Source organism: Tianweitania sediminis (assembly GCF_017813335.1).
Taxonomy (GTDB): Bacteria; Pseudomonadota; Alphaproteobacteria; order Rhizobiales; family Rhizobiaceae; genus Tianweitania; species Tianweitania sediminis.
In genome coordinates this window covers 207,091-227,102 of sequence record NZ_JAGIYY010000002.1, presented here as the reverse complement: position 1 = coordinate 227,102, position 20,012 = coordinate 207,091, and the positions used below count along the sequence as shown (strand labels likewise).

Below are 20,012 nucleotides of genomic sequence, written 5' to 3'. Positions count from 1 at the left end.
CTGGAGAACCAGTTAGCACTCACCTTGGTCGAGTGCTAACGCGACGCCGAGATAAGGGAGGACACAGAGCCTGTCAAGATCGTGGGAACGTGACTGCCAGACGATTTTTGGGGCGCCCGGCATACCGTAGATGGGAGGTTGCGGGGGCTCGCGCAAGACGCGCGGCACGGGCCGCGCGTTCCAGCCACTACGCCCCCGATCAGCTGACGATGCGAAGGTTCGACAATTCGTCTGCGATGCTCTTGAAGTCGTCGGCGAGGCTTGAGCCCGTCGCATTCCAGAACAGCTTGGCTGCCTTGCCGGAGCTGTCTCTCCGAAATTTCGAGTCGGACGCACAAGCAGACAGTGCATCGATCTGAGCTTTCTCAACAGCGTTCTTGCCATCAAGGTCGAGCGCAACCGTCATGACGGTGATGTTCTGCGCTTTGGCGTTCGCGCAGAGTGCCGCGAAGTGCTCATTAAGAGCTTTCGTAAAGTTGGCGTTGCTGAAGGTTGTCTTCGACACAGCGCTCGATGTGTTCATGTAAAGGCGCGGGTTCGAACCGTTGTTGTACTTCTGAGCCGCATAGCCATAAACCGAATAGGTGGAGCCATTGCCAGCTGAATCGCTGAAGCCGAGAGAATCAGGCGTGTAATAAGTGTTCTCACCATCGGTCAGGACAATAACAACCTTGTCGTTGCCTTTCTCGCTTTCGGGCCGCCCGCCTGTGAAAGGCGCCGCGCTGGACAGCACGCGCCATCCCCAAGCCATCCCTTCCGGGACGTTGGTTGCGCCGAGCGCGATCATGCCGTCAATCGCGGCTTTCACTTTGGTCACACCGGCCGCCGTGCTGACGTCCGTCAGCGGCAGTATCGCGGTGGTGGTACAGCTGGAGTTCGGGCCATCATGTGCTGCCGGCATAGCTGCAGAACTCGGAGCCGCAACGAAGTATTTCTTCATGTTTTGCTGACGAGCCCGGTAGTCAGTTGCATTGGACGGGTTCGTGGTGCTCATATCGTCCCACCAGGAATTATGGGACTTGAACTTCTTGATCGTTGGATCTGTAGCGCTCTGTTGTGTCCAAATATTACCGGCTTCATCCGGCGCAAACATCGGCACGAACATGGTGGCCGGCGACGACTTGGAAGCCGCCGTGTCGTCGACGTTATAGGGGAAGGGCCTGGCCTCCACGCAACCTTCCCAGGTAAACGGCTTGCTGAAAGTGTTGACGTTTGTAGTCGTGGTGACCGTCTTAGTACCCCACCGAGAGCAGTAGAAGCCTGAGCTCCAGCTCCACGCCCACTCCTTGCACTCTTTCTCCGTTGTGGTGTTCGTCTGCTGGTTCGTACCGCTGATGCGCTGCATATTGTTGTAGAGCGTGAAACGAGTGAGCGGCTTGTCCTTCAGGTCTCCCCAATCCGAGCCACGAGCGTAGCGAACACCTGCAACTTCCTCGACGTACTTGGAGCTTCCGGCGCTTCCGATAGTCGTCCAATCAAAATTTTCATGATGGACGGGTGACACGCCGGTCGTATCCATCCAGCTTTCGTTTTCGTTGGAGGAACCAACATTCACGGATGCAGCAAAGGGTACGAGCCCGAACTGAACCGGCTTCTGCAACTGCTTCATCTGCGCGCTTTGCGCCGACAGCGTGTCCACAAGTTGCTTCGCTGCTTCTTTCAGCAGCACCATGCGCTTCTTGCCCGATCCCGAGCCCGTATAATCCATGGAGCCCGAGTTATCGAGCACAAGGGCAACTTCGATCGTGTTCTTCAGCTTGATCTCGCTCGACGCGGAGAAGCTCAGGTCGCTGGGCGTTTGGTTCCGGAGGCGCTCAAAGGCGCCGAAAAACAGCGGATCGTAATCGAGTGTAGCGCCGATCTTGAGCGTGCCGCCGCCGGCCGCGTTGTCGTTCGGCAGAACCAGCGACAACTGTACCCGGCCCGGATCGATGTTGCCGATATTGGCGTTGAAGAAGTTGCGGGCGTAGGTCTGCAACTCCGTTGCGGACGCGCCTTCGATGAGACGGCGCGCCGTCGCGATGCCGGCCGCGTCCAGGGCGTTCAGCGTCAACTCGCGTTCGCGGCTCATTTCGCTGTAATCCACGGCAAGAGCCAAGGCGCCCAACAGCGGCACAGTGACCGCAATGGTCGCGAGGGCGTAATTGCCGCGCCGGTCCTGCAGAAACTTCCTGATCATCTGTCTTCCATTCAGGTGGTTCGACCGGCCTTACAGACGCAATCCTAAATTGCGGTGTGACAGGACCCGCTCATTTTAAGCGTATGCGTAAATATCTGCTTAGGAAGCTGCATCTTCCCGCGCTGGCTTAGCGCGTGACACCTGCGGAGGTCTGGGCTAGGAGCCACAGCACAGAACCTTGAAAAGCAGGATAGTCCATGAGTTCAGCACCGAAGATGATCGAAACGCTCGATCAGGTGTCGGGCCGCTATCGCGCGATCTTCTGCGATGTGTGGGGCGTGCTGCATAATGGCGTCCAGTCGTTTCGCTCGGCCAGCGAGGCGCTCGCCTCGGCCCGCGCGAGCGGACTTGCCGTGGTGCTGATCACCAACGCGCCGCGGCCTTTCGCGGATGTGGAAGCGCAACTGCTCGGCCTCGGCGTGCTTCCCGAGGCCTATGATCGCATCGTCACCTCAGGCGACGTTACGCGCGAGTTGATCCGCAACGGTCCTCGTCGCTTGTTTCACATCGGCAGCGAGCGCGAACTGACGCTTTATGATGGTCTTGATGTAGAACTCGTCGAGGAATTCGAGGCATCGGGGATCTGCTGCACCGGCTTGTTCAACGACACGCGGGAAACGCCCGAAGATTATACCGAGATGCTGCGGCGCTTGCGGTCGCGCGATCTTCCCATGGTTTGCGCCAACCCCGACATCGTGGTGGAACGGGGCGACGACCTTGTCTGGTGCGCCGGTGCCTTGGCGCGGGACTACGGCCTGATGGGTGGACGAACGCTGATCGCCGGCAAACCGCATCACCCCATCTATCAGGCGGCGCTTGCGGCAGCCGCGGAGGTGATCGGCCGGGAGATTGCTCCTTCTGAAGCATTGGCGATTGGTGACGGCATGCTCACCGACGTGAAGGGTGCTGCCGACAATGGTTTCGACGTGCTTTACGTGTCGGCCGGTGTTCACGCCCGCGATTATGGGCCGGCGCATGCACCGGATCTCGCGATGCTCGGACGTTTTCTCGAGAAGCATGGGGCGGACCCAATCGGCGTCATCCCCACCCTGCGCTGACAGCGGATGGCCCTCCAGCGCATCGCCAGCCTGTCAGACTTCCCGCCGCATCTGCGTGGCGGCGTCGTGGCGATCGGCAACTTCGACGGCGTTCATCGCGGTCACCGATCGGTTCTGGACAAGGCGCTCGGCATCGCCGCCGACATGCAGGTTCCCGCACTCGTTCTCACGTTTGAGCCGCACCCGAGATCCCTTTTTCGACCCGACCAGCCGGTGGCGCGCTTGTCGCCGGCTCCGTTGCGGGCACGCCTGCTCGACGTGCTGGGCTTCGATGCGGTGGTGGAGCAACGCTTCGATCAGCCGTTCGCGCAAACCTCGGCAGAGGACTTCGTGTCCGGCATCCTGACCGGTGCGCTTGCGATCCGCCACGCGGTGACCGGCGTTGATTTCCATTTCGGCCGCGAACGGCGCGGCGGCCCCGCCTTCCTGATGACCGAAGGCGAGCGACGCGGCTTCGGCGTGACGCTTGTGGATGCCTTTCGCGACGAGAACGCGGATGTCATCTCGTCCAGCCGCATTCGCAAGCTTCTGGCCGAAGGCGACGTTTCGCAGGCGGCAGGCCTGCTTGGCTACCGCTTCACCGTCCAAGCCGAGGTCACCGGCGGCAAGAAGCTCGGCCGCACGCTCGGCTATCCGACGGCCAACATGGCGCTGCCGCCCGAAACCACCCTAGCCCACGGCATTTATGCCGTGCGCTTCCGCCGTGCTGATGGCAGCCTGCTTGATGGCGTCGCGAGCTTTGGCCGGCGGCCTACCGTGGATGAAAACGGTGCGCCGCTGCTTGAAACCTTTCTGTTCGATTTCAGCGGCGATCTTTACGGCGAAACCGCTTCCGTCTCGTTTTTCGGGTTCCTTCGCGGCGAAGCGAAGTTCGACGATCTCGACGCGCTCGTTGTGCAGATGAAGCGGGACGAAGCGGAAGCGCGAGCGTTGCTTTCGCGCATCACTCCGATGGGGGATCTCGACGCAGCCTTGTCATTCCTGCCGAGGTAGTGCAGTTCGTTAAGCAAGCGCAGGCATCGTTGTGCCGCGGGAACTGGACGGGGGTCAGAACATGCGTTGCTGGATTTACGGTTTCTCGGCCGCTGCCTTGCTGGCCGGAACGGTCTGCGCAAGCGCGGCTGATCTGGGCGGCGTTTCGGAACCCAGCCGCGAGCGCTTCTACAGCGGTGACTGGAGCCTGACGATCGGCGCTGCCGCGCTTTACCTGCCGGAGTTCGAAGGCGGCGACCATTACCGCTTCTTTGCCCAGCCGCTCGTTTCTTTCGGGCGGCAAGGAACGGAGCGCCGCTTCACCTCGCGCAACGACAACATCTCCATCGGCATCGTGGATACCGGCGCGTTCCGTGCCGGCCCGACCGCCAAGGTCGTTTTCGGCCGTGACAACGATGATTACGACGACACATTCGGCCTGGACGACGTCGAGTTCGGTGTGGAAGTGGGCGTTTTTGCTGAGTTCTACCCGCTGGACTGGCTGCGCATTCGTGGCGAAGTTCGCCGCGGCATCAACGCCCACGACGGCATTGTTGCTGATGGCGCAGTGGATGCGTTCACCTACCTGACGCCATCGCTGCGCTTGTCCGGCGGGCCGCGCATCACCTACGGGACGGCGGACTACGTGGATGCCTACTACGGCGTGAGTTTTGCCGAATCGCTGCGCTCCGGTTTGTCGGAATACAACGGCGACAGCGGCGTCTCGTCCTACGGCGTCGGGGGTGCCCTCACCTGGAAGACCACGGAGCGGGTGGAAACCAGCTTGTTCGGCGAATACCGCCGCCTGACCGGTCCGGTTGCCGATTCGAGCCTGGTAGAGGAGCGTGGCGACCGCAACCAGTTCAGCGTCGGCGTTTCGGCGACCTACCGCTTCGACTTCTCGCTTTAAGAATGCCTAGCGGCGCTTCAGCGCCAGACCGAAGGCGATCATCGCCCAGCCCTGGAACAGAAGATCCAGGGCTAGGAACATGCCCAGCACCCACAAGCTGTTGACCGGCCAGCCCATCGCGATCACCAATCCGGCGAGAAAGGTCACCGCGCCGGACAACACGACCCAGCCCCAGTTCGGCGCCGGCCGCGCCTGAAAGCCCACCCAAGCGCGCACAACACCGCTGACGATCAAAGCGGCGGCCAGTAACAGGGTGAGGATTGCGGACGCCAGAAGCGGGTTCACCAGCGCGGCAAAGCCGGCAATCGCGTAAACAACGCCGCCAAGCACCCAAAGCAGAAAGCCTGACCAGCTCTTCACCGAAAAAGCGTGCGCGATCTGAGTTCCCGCGCCGATCAGCATCAGAATCGCAACGGTGTAGACCGATGCAACCGTTGCGACGAGCATGTTCAGCAGGCCGACAGTTCCCAGGAGAACCAGCACGAGGCCGAACGCAACGAACCAGCCCCAGCGATGCCGCAGTTCGCCCATCGCGAGGCGGCGGTCTGTTGCCGCAGGATTGGGTGGCGAGGCATGCGAGATCGGGGTGGGCACGGCGCTATCTTCCTTCTTTCGCGACATGAAATAGCCTGAAGCCCGGAAACGTTCCGTGAGCGCTCCCTTGGAGCGTACTTGTTGCGCTCAGAGATTTGCGGGCTTGGGACCGCCATACGCCCAATCCAGAAGCTGCACCGTGTGCACCACGGGCATCTTCGACGCGGAGCCGATCTGGGTCATGCAGCCAATATTGCCTGTGGCAATCACGGCTGCGCGCGTTGCCTCGATGTTGCGCACCTTGCGGTCGCGCAAGCGCGCGGAAATCTCCGGCTGAAGAATGTTGTAGGTGCCGGCCGAACCGCAGCACAGATGCCCTTCCCGGGGTTCGCGGACGGTGAAGCCGGCAGCCCGAAGCAGTGCCTTCGGCTGGCGCGTGATCTTCTGGCCGTGCTGCATGGAACAAGCGGAATGGTAGGCAACCTCCATTGCCTCGCGATGCATCGGCTCAGGCAGGTCCAGATCGGCGAGGTACTCCGTGACATCGCGCGCGAGCTGCGACACGCGCTTTGCTTTCTCCGAGTAGGCCGGATCAAGCCGCAGCATAAAGCCATAGTCCTTTATCGTGGTGCCGCAGCCGGAGGCGGTAATCACGATCGCATCCAGCCCGTTCGTCTCGATCTCCCGCGTCCAGGCATCGACATTGCGCCGCGCCATCTCCAAGGCCGCATCTTCGCGTCCAAGATGATGAACAAGCGCGCCGCAGCAGCCTTCCCCAGGCGCCGCCACGGTTTCGATCCCGAGGCGCGCCAGCAAACGCCCGGTGGCCGCGTTGATCTCGGGGTCGAGAACAGATTGCGCACAGCCGGCCAGCACGGCCACGCGGCCTTTCAGCGGAAGCGGCGCAACTGCTGTTGCTGTCGGAGCAGCCGGCGGGAGGCTGTGCGGCGCGAGCTTCAACATGGCAGCCAGCGGCTTCAACGGCCGGATCTTGTCCAAAAGCGGCGCCAAGGGCCGTCCGAGCTTCGCCAGCCCAAGCGCTGCCCTGAACCGCTCCGGGTAAGGCAGCACGGCAGCCAAGGCGGAGCGGATCAGCCGGTCGATCATCGGGCGATGGTAGGTACGCTCGATATGGGCGCGCGCGTGATCCACGAGATGCATGTAGTTCACGCCCGAAGGGCACGTCGTCATGCAGGCCAGGCAGGACAGGCAGCGATCGATGTGCGTGACGATCTCCTTGTCCGCCGGACGATTGTTTTCCAGCATGTCCTTGATGAGGTAGATGCGCCCGCGCGGGCTGTCGAGCTCATTGCCGAGCGTCACATAGGTCGGACACGTGGCGGTGCAGAACCCGCAATGCACGCAGTTGCGCAGGATCTTCTCGGACTCCGCCACATGCGGATCTTCGAGCTGTTCGGCCGTGAATGTGGTTTGCATCAGCTGGTCCCTTGACTGCCGCTCAGGTGTGTCGACGGAACACCAATGATGCCGCCTGCGCGATCAAGAACGACAAACCTGCCCAGGAACGGCCGCAGAAGGGCTAGTGATACCGGAGTTCGGATGCGATCGATCTCAGGAAAAGCCGCCACCGGCAAGACCAGAACCGAAAGCGCAAGCTCCCTGAGGTGCTGTTGGTGGGGCATGTTCCTGTCCCAGGTGATGAGCCAATTGAACCCTTGGGCGGCGGCTTGCAAGACGTGCTTGTCGGGCAGGCTTCGCCATGTGTCGGGAAAGTTGGCGACTTCGACTTCCGGCGACGTCAGCAGAGCCGCGACTTCAGCAGGAGTGCCTTCGTCGACGACTGCCCGCTTCAAGCAGCCGCCTTCACGAACTTCCGACCAGCCTGAAGGATCGCCGCCTCGGCTCTTTCGCGGCCGACTGCGGGGTAGTTCCGCAGCAGTTCCTCAAGCGTCAACCCCGCCGCAAGGTTCTCGAAAAAGGCTTCAACGGGAATGCGGGTGCCTCGAAGGACAACGGCCCCACTCACGATATCTGGGTGTGGCTCGAACAACTCTTCTTCTATTATAGCGATGTTGTCCATCGGTTCATTCTCCAACGCCAGTTCATCCTACCCCATCCGGCCGGGATTGAGGATGCCGTTCGGATCAAATTGCTCTTTCAGGCGTGCGGAGAGCGCTGCGAGCGCGGGGGGCTGGGGCTGGAACACCGGCGTTGAAGCACGCACCGACGGCGACGCACGCACGAGTGTGGCATGTCCCCCACCGAAATGCGCGACTAGGGCACGAATGCCTTCCGCTTCCGGTTCCGCTTCCATGCGCAGCCAAACCAAACCACCCTGCCAATCGTAGAAAGCCGCGGCACCGGCGTGCATGCGCAATTCGGCCACCATCTTGTAGGCTTCGGAGGGCGCCATGGAAACACGCCACACCGGGCGATCTGTGTTGTCAGCAAAGGGAGCGCAGTCGCGGATTTCCGCCCAAACGGCTGTTGAGTCGTCGATCCGCTCGATAACCCCCCCGTCACGCAGGAGCCGGTGGAGAAGATCGAAACGATACGCGACAGACGGGCCAAAGCCTTCCAGGCGCAGCAGCGTTTTCGGCCCGCTGCCCAGGAGCACGTTCAGCGTCGGTGTGCTGATCCCTTCCGGCAGGTGCGCGGCAGACGACACTTCCGCGCTTGAGCCCATGGCAAGCGCCATTGCCGCCGCAGCGTCGCCCTCGCTCAATCCGCGCACCAGCAAGGTGGCTTCCATCTCCGGAGCCGGCAGCACCTTGAACGTCAGGCTGGTCAGGACGCCCAGCGTTCCCCAGGATCCGGCCATCACCTTGGAAAGATCGTAGCCGGTGACGTTTTTCACCACGCGCCCGCCTGACTTGAACAGCTCGCCGCGACCGGACACCACGCTCACACCCAGAACATGATCGCGAGCCGCACCGGCCTTGAGCCGTCGCGGTCCGGCGAGATTGCCCGCAAGCACGCCACCGATCGTGCCACGACCCGCGGGCTGTTCAAGCAAGGGACCGTAGTCCATCGGTTCAAACGCCAGCTGCTGACGGTTGCGCTTCAGCAGCTCCTCGATCTTCGCGAGAGGCGTCCCAGCTCGCGCGGACAGGACCAGTTCTTCCGGTTCGTACAGCGTAATGCCGGAAAGGGCTGAAAGGTTGATGGCGTGCTCGGTTTGCGCCGGGCGACCAATGCCGCGTTTCGAGCCCTCTCCCATGATCTCCAGCGGCGCATTTTCCGCCAAAGCCCATTGCACGGAGGCTACCACATCCTCGTCAGCGGTCGGGGTGAAGGTGGTCATCGGATGCTTGACTTCAAGATGGCGGTCAAAATCGGGGAATGTCGGGAAAGGGCATCTTCCCTGCATGAATGTGCATGCGGCCGAGTTCAGCGCAGCGACGCAGTTGGGGGAACACTTTTCCCGGGTTCAACAAGTGGTTCGGATCGAAAGCGCATTTCACGCGCATCTGTTGATCAAGATCGACCTGGCTGAACATCACGGGCATCAAATCGCGTTTTTCCACGCCGACGCCGTGTTCTCCGGTCAAGACGCCGCCAACCTCCACGCAAAGACGCAGAATATCGTTGCCGAAGCTTTCTGCCTTTGCGAGCTCGCCAGGTATGTTTGCATCATACAGGATGAGCGGATGCAGGTTGCCGTCGCCGGCATGAAAGACATTTGCCACCCGCAACCCGTAGCGCTCGGACATTTCGCGCATGCCGGCCAGGACGCGAGGCAGTTCTTTCCGCGGGATGGTGCCGTCCATGCAGTAATAGTCGGGCGAGATGCGGCCCACTGCGGGGAAGGCTGCCTTGCGGCCGGCCCAGAAAGCCAGCCGCTCTTCTTCCGATTGGGAGATCCGGCAGGTGGTCGAGCCGTTGTCGGTGGCAATCGCTTCGACCTGTCCGATCAGGTGCTCGATTTCCGGCCCAGGCCCGTCCAGTTCCACGATCAGCAAGGCTTCCACATCAAGGGGGTAGCCGGCCTGGACGAAGTCCTCGGCCGCGTGGATCGCCGGCTCATCCATCATCTCCATGCCGCCTGGAATGATGCCTGCGCCGATGATTTCGGCAACGCATTGGCCAGCCTGTTCGCTGCTTGGGAAGCCGAGCAGCAGCGCCCGCGCTGCTTCCGGGCGCTGCAGGATGCGAACCGTCACTTCCGTGACGACGCCGAGCAATCCTTCGGATCCGGTCATCACGCCGAGCAGGTCGTAGCCCTCGCTATCGAGATGCTTGCCACCCAGACGGATCACCTCCCCCGTGATCAGCACCATCTCGACGCCAAGCACGTTGTTGGCAGTGAGGCCATATTTCAGGCAGTGCACGCCGCCGGAGTTCTCGGCGACGTTGCCGCCGATCGAACAGGCGATTTGCGAGGATGGATCGGGCGCGTAGTAGAAGCGCTCTTCTTCCACCGCCTGGGAGATTCCAAGATTGGTCACGCCCGGCTGGGCAATCACGCAGCGATTGACGTAGTCGATGTCAAGAATGCGGTTGAAGCGGCTCATCACGAGGAGCACGGCATCCGCGAGGGGCAGCGCACCACCTGACAGTGACGTGCCCGAACCACGGGGCACGACACGGATGTTCCGTTCGTTGCAGTAGCGCAGGATGCGCGACACCTGCTGGGTTGTTTCTGGCAGCACCACGACCAGCGGCAGCTGGCGATAGGCTGTAAGCCCATCGGTTTCGAACACGCGCATCTCATTGGGCGCTTCCACCACGCCTTCGCCCGGAACAATGGTGCGCAGGTCGGCCGCGATTTCGGCGCGCTTCGCCAGCACGGCGGCATCGGGCTGCGGCATCGCGAGCGACATCGATCCTCCTTGTGCATCCGTGCTTGCTGTTTGACCAATAGAGTGCACAGCCCTACACCGCAACGACCTTGCCTGACGGAGAACCGAACGTGGGAACGCCGCTTACAATTGCTGAACTGAAGGCCCGGGCACGGCGGCGTGTGCCGAAAATGTTCTTCGACTACGCCGATTCCGGCGCCTGGACAGAAGGCACCTACAAGGCCAACGAAGCGGATTTCGCGGCGATCAAGCTGCGCCAGCGTGTTTTGGTCGATATGACCAACCGTTCGCTGCAAAGCACCATGATCGGCGAAACCGTGTCTATGCCGGTTGCTCTCGCGCCGACCGGTTTGACGGGCATGCAACACGCCGATGGCGAGATCCTTGCGGCGCAGGCGGCCGAAGCCTTCGGCGTGCCGTTCACCCTTTCGACGATGAGCATCTGCTCGATCGAAGACGTGGCGGCCCATACGACCAAGCCGTTCTGGTTCCAGCTTTACGTGATGAAGGACCGCACCTTCGTGGCGTCCCTTATCAGCCGCGCCAAAGCGGCAGGATGTTCGGCTCTGGTGCTGACCCTGGACCTGCAGATCCTCGGCCAGCGCCACAAGGACATCCGCAACGGGCTTTCTGCGCCGCCGAAGTTTACGCCGAAGCATGTCTGGCAGGTTGCCACGCGGCCATTCTGGGCGTGGGAGATGACGCAAACCAAACGGCACAGCTTCGGCAACATTGTCGGCCATGCGAAGGGTGTGGGCGATCTTTCCTCCCTGTCTTCCTGGACTGCCGAACAGTTCGACCCCCGCTTGTCGTGGTCCGATGTTGCCTGGATCAAGGAGCAATGGGGCGGCAAGCTGATCCTGAAGGGCATCATGGATCCTGAAGATGCGCGCCGCGCAGCGGACACGGGCGCCGATGCGATCATCGTGTCGAACCACGGCGGCCGTCAGCTCGATGGCGCTCCGTCGTCGATTTCGGTGCTGCCGGAAATTGTCCAGGCAGTGGGCGACAGCATCGAGGTGCATCTCGACGGCGGGATTCGCTCCGGGCAGGACGTGATGAAGGCGCTGTGCCTCGGCGCGAAAGGCACCTATATCGGCCGGCCCTTCCTTTATGGCCTCGGCGCCTACGGCAAGCGCGGCGTCACCATGGCGCTGGATATCATCCGCAAGGAACTCGACATCACGATGGCCTTGTGCGGCAAGCGCGACATCCGCGAAGCCGGTCCTGACCTGCTGCACCACCGCTTGCCCGTTGTGGAAGCCGAGCCGGCGCGGCCAAGCCAGTGAGCGACGGGATTTCACTCAAGGCAGCGCGTGCGCCGAGCGGCTTGCGACTGTACGCGATTGGCGACATCCATGGCTGTTCGGATCTTCTTCGCGCGATGCATGCTGCAATCGACGCCGAATTGGACCGCGATCGCCCGGCCGATTGGCGCGTCATCCATATCGGCGATTACATTGACAACGGTCCCGACAGCAGGGGCGTGCTGGACCAGTTGGTGGAACGCTCAAGCGACAGCCGCATGCTGTTTTTGCGCGGCAACCACGAACAGGGCTTCGTCGACTTCCTGCATGATCCCTCCGGCGGCGAGTTCTTTGCCGATCATGGCGGGGAGTGGATGGCGCAGTCCTATGGCGTGAGCGTCGACTTCAGCACCAGCGAAGGCCGGCACGCAGCACACACCGATCTCGTCAATGCGATGCGGTCGAGCCACCTCGATTTTCTGCAACAAACGGCGCTAAGCGCCTCGTTTGGAGATTATTTCTTCTGCCATGCGGGTATTCGCCCCGGCATCCCGCTGGACCGGCAAGAAGCCTGCGATCTTCTGAACATCCGCAAGGAGTTTTCGGGTGCAGATACGCTGCATCCGAAAATCATCGTGCATGGCCACACACCCATCGAACGGGCCCAACTTCACCGCAACCGCATCAACATCGACACGGGCGTCGTGAAGTCCGGCTTGCTCAGTGCGATCGCACTCGATGCCGATGAGAAGCGTGTACTGGAGGTTCGCTCGACCGGCCGTTAGTGCGTGGCACTCACGCCATAGCCATCGGTCACCTGCATATGGACCGAAGCGTCAGCCGTATAGATGCCGGCCCCCCACATCGCGATGGCAGACATCATTACCATGGAAAGGAAAAAAGCACGCACGGGGGTCATCTCTAGATTTCCGATCCACAAACCTTGTCAGTCACCGGTTACTATCCGGTTGCTCGATAAACGCTGAATATGCCTTCGGGTTTCACTCGATTGAGCGATCTGCGCGAGTGGTGCAGAATTGCATCAGCTGCGGGGGTCGCCGGTCTCGACGCGGCGGCTTCTAGCCGTCCGCACGTGCGAGCGGAAGCGGGTGGAAGAGCGGATCCACACACTTCCTTCAGGCGTGCCAAAAATGCCACGCCGCCGGGCCAAGACCCTAGATGAGCGCTGCCCAAGCGCGCGCGATCGCCAGCCCGTTTTCGTCTGCCACCCGCCCCGTCGTTTCGCGTTCCTCTGCAAAGCGCTTCGGCCAATCCTGATCCTGCGCCAGCATCGCGTCCCTATAAACTTCGGTCCATCGGGCAAGCACGCTCCGATCGGCTTCGAAGTGGAACTGGATGCCGTAGCCGGCGCGCCCGATGCGGAGCGCCTGGTTATGGGCGGCATCGTTTCCGGCCAGCCGAACGCCAGCCCGCGGCAGCACGAAAGTGTCGTCGTGCCATTGGAAGGTGAGAAACTCCCGCTGCACCGAGCTCAGCACAGGGTCTGCCTCGCCGTCTTCGGTAAGGGCCACGGAGGTCCAGCCGAACTCATGCGTGGCACCAACGAGATTTTGCGCTCCGAACGCGCGGGCAAGGAGCTGGCTGCCGAGACAAACCCCGAGAACCGGTTTTCCGGCTTCAACCATCTGACGCATTGCCGCAAGCAAAGGCGCAAACCACGGTGCGGCCTCATCGGCCAGGGCGTTTTGCGCGCCGCCCAGCACAACGAGAGCATCAAACGGGCCACCGGGCATAGGCGAGCCGTCGAAAGCCTGCCAAAGCACGATCTCCGCCCCTCGCTCGCGAAGCGCCGTTTCGATCTGGCCGAGCGTTGTTTCCGGGTAGTTCTGGACGGCAAGGACACGCATGCAAGGGCTCTCCAAGGGCGAGGCTGGCTAGCATGTCGAAGGCTTGGCGCAAACGGTCAGCTTGACCTTGCCCGAGCAAGGCCGCATGGGGCTTCCATGCGCGCCAACTATAAAATGCAACGCCTTTTCGTGTCCGAGGACCTGCGCGCGGGTGGACGGGTATCGCTTGCGGCAGAACAGACGCACTACCTGCTTCACGTCCTGCGGCTGACGGAAGGCGCCGAAATCCTGTTGTTCAACGGTCGGCACGGAGAATGGCGGGCGCGGCTTTCCGAGCTTCGCAAGAAGTCTGTGACCGTGGAAGCGCTGGAACAAACAAGGCCGCAAACGGAGCGGCCGGAACTTCACTACTGCTTTGCGCCGCTCAAGGTCGGACGGCTCGACTACCTTGTGCAAAAGGCCGTCGAGATGGGAGCCGGGGTTTTGCAGCCGGTTCTGACCCAGCATACGCAGGTAAGCAGGATCGGCGTCGAGCGCTTGCAGGCCAATGCCACGGAAGCTGCCGAACAATGCGGCATCCTCGCCTTGCCGGAGGTCTGCGAGGCCATGAAGCTTGAGCGCCTGCTCGAGAGCTGGGATCCCGGCCGCCGGCTGATTTTCTGCGACGAGGCCGCGGCCGGCAACAATCCCTTGCCCTTGCTTCAGCAGGTGGAGGAGCGAAAGCTCGCCCTTCTTGTTGGGCCGGAAGGTGGGTTTTCAGAAGCCGAGCGCCGACTGCTGCATGCGCTGCCTTTCGTGACGGCCATTCCGCTCGGGCCGCGCATCCTCAGGGCCGACACGGCAGCCGTTGCCGCACTCGCCGTGATCCAGGCGAGCGTCGGGGACTGGTAAGATCCCGTTCCCATTGACAGTTCGATCAAGAGAATTCGCTTGCCGCACAGCCTGATAATCTGCAAGCAAGCCGCTCTTTCCAGCGCAGGTGACGAGAATGGCGCGCGACACAACAGACACCCAACCAATCGAAGGATTGGACGATCTCGTCGGCTATCTGGCGAGCGGCAACAAGCCGCGTGATGCGTGGCGCATCGGAACCGAGCACGAGAAGTTTCCCTTCTACGTTGATGGCCACCAGCCGGTGCCGTATCACGGCGACCGCGGTATCCGCGCCCTGTTGGAAGGCATGCAGCGCACGCTCGGGTGGGATCCCATCGTCGATGAGGGCAACATCATCGGCCTCGTGGAGCCGACCGGCCAGGGGGCGATCAGCCTTGAACCAGGCGGGCAGTTCGAGCTGTCGGGTGCAGCGGTGGAAACCATTCACCAGACTTGCCGCGAAAGCAACGCGCACCTTGCACAGCTGCGCCAGATTGCCGAGCCGCTCGGCATCCGCTTCCTCGGCCTCGGCGGCAGCCCGAAATGGACATTGGCCGACACCCCGGTAATGCCGAAGTCCCGCTATGAAATCATGACCAACTACATGCCCAAGGTCGGCTCCAAGGGCCTGGACATGATGTATCGCTCCTGCACGATCCAGGTGAACCTCGACTTCTCGTCGGAAGCCGACATGCGGCGAAAGATGCAGGTCGGCCTGAAGCTGCAGCCCCTTTCCACCGCGCTTTTCGCCAACTCGCCTTTCACCGACGGCAAGCCGAACGGCTTTGAAAGCTGGCGCGGCGACATCTGGCGCGACACGGACAACCAGCGCGCCGGCGTGCTGCCGTTCTGCTTCGCGCCGGATTTCGGCTTTGCCGATTATGTTGAATGGGCACTCGACGTGCCGATGTATTTCGCGATCCGGGACGGCCGCTATCACGACCTCACCCATGTGACGTTCCGCCAGTTCATGGACGGTGCCCTGCGCAAGGAGCTGCCAGATGGCATGCCCACCATGGGCGACTGGGCCAATCACCTGTCCACCTTGTTTCCCGATGTGCGCTTGAAGCGGTTTCTTGAGATGCGCGGTGCCGATGGCGGCCCTTGGCGGCGGATCTGTGCCCTTCCCGCGTTCTGGGTAGGCCTGCTCTACGACGACGAAGCGCTGGATGCAGCGGAAGCGTTGACGCGCCACTGGACCTATGAGGACGTCATCGCCATGCGTGATGACGTGCCGACCCAAGGGCTTTCCACGCTCCTTCACAACCGCAGCCTGCGCGACGTCGGGCGCGAGGTGCTTGCGATCTCCCATCGCGGCCTGGCGAACCGAGCCTGCTTGAACCGGGAAGGCTTCGATGAAACCTCTTTCCTCAGCCCGCTGGACGAGGTGGTGGCGCGCGGAACAACCAGCGCCCACGAAATGGTCAAGGCCTATAACATGCGCTGGGGCGGTTCCATCGAGCCGGTTTTCCAGGAATACGCTTATTGAGCCTGCGGAGACGCCTCTTCTAAGCGCTGCGGTTTCAGCATAGGCTGGTGGCGACTGGAGGATCCGCCATGCTGCCCCTGTTCGACATGCTTTCCGCGGCTGATAACGGCCGGGCGATGGAGTTGATGGCGCGGCAATACGGCCTAACCCAGCAACAGGTCCAGCTTGCAACCGAAGCGCTGCTTCCCGCCTTCAGCCAAGGTTTGAAGCGGAACGTCGCCGACCCGTACGGCGTCGGCGCTTTCGTGCAGGCCATGGCCTCGGGTCAGCATGGCCGCTATTTCGAAGACGCCAGCCGCGCGCTTGGGCCGGAAGGCCTGGCGGACGGCAACGGCATTCTTTCGCATCTGTTCGGCTCCAAGGAGATCAGCCGCGCCGTCGCGGCGCAAGCCGCCCAGGCGACAGGAATCACGCAGTCGGTTCTGCAGCAGATGCTGCCCACGCTGGCGGCCATCATCATGGGCGGCCTTTTCAAGCAATCCACCGGGCAGGTGGCCGGCCAGTCCGGGGGGAACGTCATCGGCGACATCATTGAACAGATGATGCGGCGAAGTTCACCGCAAGCGGCGCCCACAAGCGCGGGGCCTCCCGGTTTTGACCCGTTCGACAATCCCTTTGGCAAGGCGATGAAGGAGATGATGGCCGGACATCGCGCGGGCCAGCCCGACGGAAGAACGGCTCCACAAAACCCGTTCAACGAAACGCCCTGGGGCAAGATGATGGAAGGTTGGATCGGCGCGGCTGGCGCAGCGCCCGAACCGCCACCCACCAATCCGAGTGGTCGCCCGCGCAACCCCTATGATGACCTGTTCGGCGACATGTTCGAAACCGGGCGCAAGACGGGCGAAGACTATCAGAAGAACACCGAGGCAATCTTCGACAGGTTCATGAAAGGCATGGAAAAGCACCGGCCCTGATCTAAAAGCCGGCGCTTAAGGTCGGGGAGTTGCTCCGCGGGTTGCGGCAATGGAGCCTCAACTCACCCGGCGCGCGGCATCCTCGAGACTCAACCGGGCGCTTACGATGGTGCTCAAGCGCGCCGTCGGATCTCCATAGCCATGGGCACCAGCGCGAATCAGATCACCGCGGGTCACACCGATGTCGGTCAATTGCCAGTCGGTGAGTTCGGAAAGGCTGCTGAAGGCGCGGCGATTGTTCCACACACGGAAGGCTTGAACGCTGCCACGCGCAACGCGTACCCAGAAAGCCGGACGGGAAGCGGCTGGCAGCGGCAGAACAGCGTGGGTAAGCGTCGTCATAGTCCTTCTCCTGCAGAAACGGCGGAACGGTACAGCGTCGCGCCCGGGCAATAACCCGAACGCGTGACACAGCAATGACCGTTCCCGTTGAACAGGGTAGAAGATGCACCACGCCTATTGATTGATCTAGCGAATGTTTCTAATGCTAGACATCAGCACTGCTTATGTACTTCGCGGATGGTATGTGATGGCGGTTCCTCTCGATCTCGATCAACTGCAGACCTTCGTTGCCATTGCCGACACCGGTAGCTTTACCCGTGCGGCCGACGAAGTGCATCGAACGCAGTCGGCGGTATCCATGCAGATGCGACGGTTGGAAGAGCGGATCGGGAAGCCGTTGTTTGCGAAGGATGGGCGCACGAACCGCCTCACTTCCGACGGTGAAAAGCTCCTGACCTTCGCGCGCCGGATGGTGCGGTTAAACCGCGAAACCGTGGCCGCGTTTGACGACAACAGCCTGGAAGGGCAGATCCGCATTGGTACGCCGGATGATTATGCGGACCGCTTCCTGCCCGAGATCATGGCTCGCTTTGCTCGCTCAAACCCTCGGGTGGAGATGTCGGTCGTGTGCGAGCCGACTGCCAACCTTGTGGAACTCCTGCGTCGCAACCAGCTGGACATCGCGCTGATCACGCAGAGCCCCGAAACCGGGCAGGCCGAAGTGGTGCGTCGCGAGCCGCTTCTGTGGGTCAGTTCTGCGAACCACCAGATCCACCAGGAGTCCATTCTGCCGCTTGCAGTCGGGCGCCCCACCTGCATGTGGCGACGCGCTGCCTGCGACGCCCTGGATGTCAGCGGGCGCGAATATCGCATCCTGTTCACAAGCTGGTCAGCCACCGTGGTGATTGCCGCCGTGTTGTCCGGCCTGGCGGTTTCGATTCTGCCTGAATGCGCCTTGCGTCCGGGCATGCGCGTGTTGGGGGAAGCCGACGGGTTTCAGCCGCTTCCCGACATCCGCATCGGTCTTTTGCGCGGGCACTCGGGTCCGTCACAGATCGTGGACGCACTGGCACGACATATCAGCGAAAGCCTGGATAACATCTCCCTGCCCAATGAAGACGGAGGCAGCTTCGACTTCACGGCTCTTTCCTTTGGAAAACGCTCGCGCCGACCGATACAGCTGACGCCGGGGTGGTAAGCAGGATGGCACGTGGTGTTTCCCAAGGAGCTTCGCGCACACGGCACAGGAAACCAGAGGATGCCCTCCTTTTCCCGTGGCGCGTTCCATTCAGCCGCCCTCGCCTCACCTGAATTGAAGCATGTCCGATCGCATTTCCCCCGCCCCGCTGACAAACGCGGCTGAATATACGGTCTCCGAAATATCCGGCGCGCTGAAGCGTGCAGTGGAGGATCAATTCGGGCATGTGCGGGTTCGCGGCGAGATCTCAGGATTTCGTGGCGTCCACTCATCCGGCCACGCTTATTTCGCGCTGAAGGACGACCGCGCGAAGCTTGAGGCCGTGGTTTGGAAAACCACCATGGCGCGGCTGCGCTTCCGTCCGGAAGAGGGAATGGAGGTGATCGCCACCGGCAAGCTCACGACCTATCCCGGCTCGTCCAAGTACCAGATCGTCATCGAAAGCCTGGAACCTGCGGGTGCCGGTGCCTTGATGGCCCTTCTGGAGGAGCGCAAGAAGCGTTTGGCCGCCGAAGGCCTGTTTGACGCGGCGCGCAAGCGGGACCTGCCTTTCATGCCGAAGGTGATCGGCGTGGTGACCTCGCCCACCGGTGCCGTGATCCGCGATATTCTTCACCGCATCAGTGACCGCTTCCCGCTGCATGTGGTTGTTTGGCCCGTGCGTGTTCAGGGGGAAACCTCGGGCTCGGAAGTGTGCGCGGCGATCCACGGCTTCAACCAGCTGGAGCGCGGCGGCAGCATCCCCCGCCCCGACGTCATCATTGTTGCGCGCGGCGGCGGCAGTCTTGAAGACCTTTGGGGCTTCAACGACGAGTCCTGCGCCCGCGCCGTTTTCAGCTCCGACATCCCGCTTATCGCCGCTGTTGGCCACGAAACCGACTGGACGCTGATCGACCTAGTGGCCGACCGGCGCGCTCCCACGCCAACCGGCGCGGCGGAAATGGCCGTGCCGGTGAAGGCAGAACTCGAGGCGAGGATCGCTTCGCTTGGCGCACGCTTGCGTGGCTGCATGTCGCGCGGCATGGACCGGCGAAGTCACGCGATGCGCAGCCTGGCGCGCGCCCTGCCCACGGCCGACGCCATCCTCGCCCTGCCACGCCGGCGCTTCGACGATGCCACCGGTCGGCTTGAGCGGTCGCTTGAAACAGGCACCCATCGCTGCCGCGTTCGCCTCGACGGGATCCGCTTGTCGCCCGCCGTGCTGGTTCGCCGCGTGACCCATCTGCAGCGCGAGTTGGAACGGTTCGACGCGCGCTTACCCGTGGCGCAGAGTCGCCGTCTGCAAGACTGCCGTGCCCGTCTGCCCCAGCCGGAGCGTCTTGCGCGCTTGTTGGGGCGCAAGCTCCAGCATGACCGAACCGCCTTCGAGCACAAGGCCCGGCGGCTGCGGCCAAACTCCCTGTTTGACCGCGTCACTCAGCTTGGGGCGCTTTACTCCACGCTGGAGGCGCGGCGATCGCGCGCTGTTTCCACTTTGCTTGCGCTTGGTCGATCCAACCTGTCGCAAGCCGAACGCATGCTGAACTCGCTGTCCTACAAGGCGGTGCTTCGGCGCGGCTTCGCCGTGGTGCATGATCAAACGGGCCAGCCTGTCACAGGAGTCGAAGCGATCGCGGCGGGTGAACGCTTGTCGCTTGAATTCGCGGATGGTCGGGTCGATGCCATCGCCGCCGGTGAAGCGCCGGTCCGCCTCAAAGGGGGCAAGCGCAGTCAATCCTCGGCCGAAGAACAAGGACAATTGCTTTAGCTGATCACGTCATCCGTTCAGATGAAGGGCTCCGG

20 protein-coding genes are annotated in these 20,012 nt (G+C 62.2%); 10 read left to right on the top strand and 10 right to left on the bottom strand.

Translation table 11 applies throughout. The features are described from left to right. Positions 1–199: 199 nt before the first annotated feature. Positions 200–2,179 carry a vWA domain-containing protein gene (locus J5Y06_RS08105; RefSeq protein WP_209334637.1) on the bottom strand — a complete coding sequence of 660 codons (1,980 nt, stop codon included), beginning with the start codon at positions 2,177–2,179 and terminating at the stop codon, positions 200–202. A 197-nt stretch (positions 2,180–2,376) separates the two neighbouring features. On the opposite strand from J5Y06_RS08105, the gene J5Y06_RS08100 reads away from it, so the two are divergent. The 3 genes from J5Y06_RS08100 to J5Y06_RS08090 all read left to right on the top strand — a co-directional run bounded on the left by J5Y06_RS08100 (position 2,377) and on the right by J5Y06_RS08090 (position 5,119). Further along, entirely contained in the window at positions 2,377–3,237 is an 861-nt protein-coding gene (locus J5Y06_RS08100) for a TIGR01459 family HAD-type hydrolase (RefSeq protein WP_209334636.1), read from the top strand. A 6-nt stretch (positions 3,238–3,243) separates the two neighbouring features. After that, positions 3,244–4,230: a bifunctional riboflavin kinase/FAD synthetase gene (locus J5Y06_RS08095; RefSeq protein WP_209334635.1), complete on the top strand. Its 987-nt coding sequence runs from the start codon at positions 3,244–3,246 to the stop codon at positions 4,228–4,230. A gap of 61 nt (positions 4,231–4,291) precedes the next feature. Next, positions 4,292–5,119, top strand: coding sequence for a MipA/OmpV family protein (locus tag J5Y06_RS08090; protein WP_209334634.1), 828 nt, complete (start codon positions 4,292–4,294; stop codon positions 5,117–5,119). A 6-nt stretch (positions 5,120–5,125) separates the two neighbouring features. Here J5Y06_RS08090 and J5Y06_RS08085 read toward each other — a convergent pair whose 3' ends face one another. The 6 genes from J5Y06_RS08085 to J5Y06_RS08060 all read right to left on the bottom strand — a co-directional run bounded on the left by J5Y06_RS08085 (position 5,126) and on the right by J5Y06_RS08060 (position 10,437). Beyond that, on the bottom strand, positions 5,126–5,650 hold the full coding sequence (locus J5Y06_RS08085; RefSeq protein WP_245247735.1) for an HdeD family acid-resistance protein: 525 nt from the start codon (positions 5,648–5,650) through the stop codon (positions 5,126–5,128). A 150-nt stretch (positions 5,651–5,800) separates the two neighbouring features. Then, a complete protein-coding gene (glcF, locus tag J5Y06_RS08080) occupies positions 5,801–7,090 on the bottom strand; it encodes a glycolate oxidase subunit GlcF (RefSeq protein WP_209334632.1) in 1,290 nt (429 codons plus the stop codon). After that, entirely contained in the window at positions 7,090–7,467 is a 378-nt protein-coding gene (locus J5Y06_RS08075; RefSeq protein WP_209334631.1) for a hypothetical protein, read from the bottom strand. Before J5Y06_RS08075 ends, glcF begins: the two co-directional genes overlap by 1 nt. Further along, positions 7,464–7,694, bottom strand: coding sequence for a DUF433 domain-containing protein (locus tag J5Y06_RS08070; protein WP_209334630.1), 231 nt, complete (start codon positions 7,692–7,694; stop codon positions 7,464–7,466). The genes J5Y06_RS08075 and J5Y06_RS08070 overlap by 4 nt, the downstream gene beginning before the upstream one ends. 27 nt (positions 7,695–7,721) lie before the next feature. Beyond that, positions 7,722–8,918, bottom strand: a complete 1,197-nt coding sequence (gene glcE / locus J5Y06_RS08065) for a glycolate oxidase subunit GlcE (protein ID WP_209334629.1) — start codon at positions 8,916–8,918, stop codon at positions 7,722–7,724. A 25-nt stretch (positions 8,919–8,943) separates the two neighbouring features. Then, complete coding sequence (locus J5Y06_RS08060; RefSeq protein WP_209334628.1) at positions 8,944–10,437, bottom strand: FAD-linked oxidase C-terminal domain-containing protein; 1,494 nt, start codon at positions 10,435–10,437, stop codon at positions 8,944–8,946. Between the two features lie 89 nt (positions 10,438–10,526). On the opposite strand from J5Y06_RS08060, the gene J5Y06_RS08055 reads away from it, so the two are divergent. After that, on the top strand, positions 10,527–11,705 hold the full coding sequence (locus J5Y06_RS08055; RefSeq protein WP_342453388.1) for an alpha-hydroxy acid oxidase: 1,179 nt from the start codon (positions 10,527–10,529) through the stop codon (positions 11,703–11,705). Then, on the top strand, positions 11,702–12,448 hold the full coding sequence (locus J5Y06_RS08050) for a metallophosphoesterase family protein (protein ID WP_209334627.1): 747 nt from the start codon (positions 11,702–11,704) through the stop codon (positions 12,446–12,448). Before J5Y06_RS08055 ends, J5Y06_RS08050 begins: the two co-directional genes overlap by 4 nt. Here J5Y06_RS08050 and J5Y06_RS08045 read toward each other — a convergent pair. Both J5Y06_RS08045 and J5Y06_RS08040 read right to left on the bottom strand, forming a co-directional pair. Continuing rightward, a complete protein-coding gene (locus J5Y06_RS08045; RefSeq protein ID WP_209334626.1) occupies positions 12,445–12,582 on the bottom strand; it encodes a hypothetical protein in 138 nt (45 codons plus the stop codon). The genes J5Y06_RS08050 and J5Y06_RS08045 overlap by 4 nt on opposite strands. Before the next feature lie 256 nt (positions 12,583–12,838). Next, entirely contained in the window at positions 12,839–13,531 is a 693-nt protein-coding gene (locus tag J5Y06_RS08040; RefSeq protein WP_209334625.1) for a type 1 glutamine amidotransferase, read from the bottom strand. Between the two features lie 96 nt (positions 13,532–13,627). On the opposite strand from J5Y06_RS08040, the gene J5Y06_RS08035 reads away from it, so the two are divergent. The 3 genes from J5Y06_RS08035 to J5Y06_RS08025 all read left to right on the top strand — a co-directional run bounded on the left by J5Y06_RS08035 (position 13,628) and on the right by J5Y06_RS08025 (position 16,750). Further along, the gene (locus J5Y06_RS08035) at positions 13,628–14,362 is read left to right on the top strand and encodes a 16S rRNA (uracil(1498)-N(3))-methyltransferase (protein ID WP_209334624.1); all 735 of its coding nucleotides are present in this window, start codon (positions 13,628–13,630) and stop codon (positions 14,360–14,362) included. A gap of 97 nt (positions 14,363–14,459) precedes the next feature. Continuing rightward, positions 14,460–15,833, top strand: coding sequence for a glutamate--cysteine ligase (locus J5Y06_RS08030; RefSeq protein WP_209334623.1), 1,374 nt, complete (start codon positions 14,460–14,462; stop codon positions 15,831–15,833). A gap of 68 nt (positions 15,834–15,901) precedes the next feature. After that, entirely contained in the window at positions 15,902–16,750 is an 849-nt protein-coding gene (locus J5Y06_RS08025; protein WP_209334622.1) for a DUF937 domain-containing protein, read from the top strand. A 57-nt stretch (positions 16,751–16,807) separates the two neighbouring features. Here the strand turns inward: J5Y06_RS08025 and J5Y06_RS08020 are convergent, their stop codons facing one another. Further along, the gene (locus J5Y06_RS08020) at positions 16,808–17,092 is read right to left on the bottom strand and encodes a DUF1127 domain-containing protein (protein ID WP_209334621.1); all 285 of its coding nucleotides are present in this window, start codon (positions 17,090–17,092) and stop codon (positions 16,808–16,810) included. A gap of 187 nt (positions 17,093–17,279) precedes the next feature. On the opposite strand from J5Y06_RS08020, the gene J5Y06_RS08015 reads away from it, so the two are divergent. Continuing rightward, positions 17,280–18,230 carry a LysR substrate-binding domain-containing protein gene (locus tag J5Y06_RS08015; RefSeq protein WP_209334620.1) on the top strand — a complete coding sequence of 317 codons (951 nt, stop codon included), beginning with the start codon at positions 17,280–17,282 and terminating at the stop codon, positions 18,228–18,230. A gap of 121 nt (positions 18,231–18,351) precedes the next feature. Next, complete coding sequence (gene xseA / locus J5Y06_RS08010) at positions 18,352–19,977, top strand: exodeoxyribonuclease VII large subunit (protein ID WP_209334619.1); 1,626 nt, start codon at positions 18,352–18,354, stop codon at positions 19,975–19,977. Positions 19,978–20,012 lie beyond the last annotated feature (35 nt).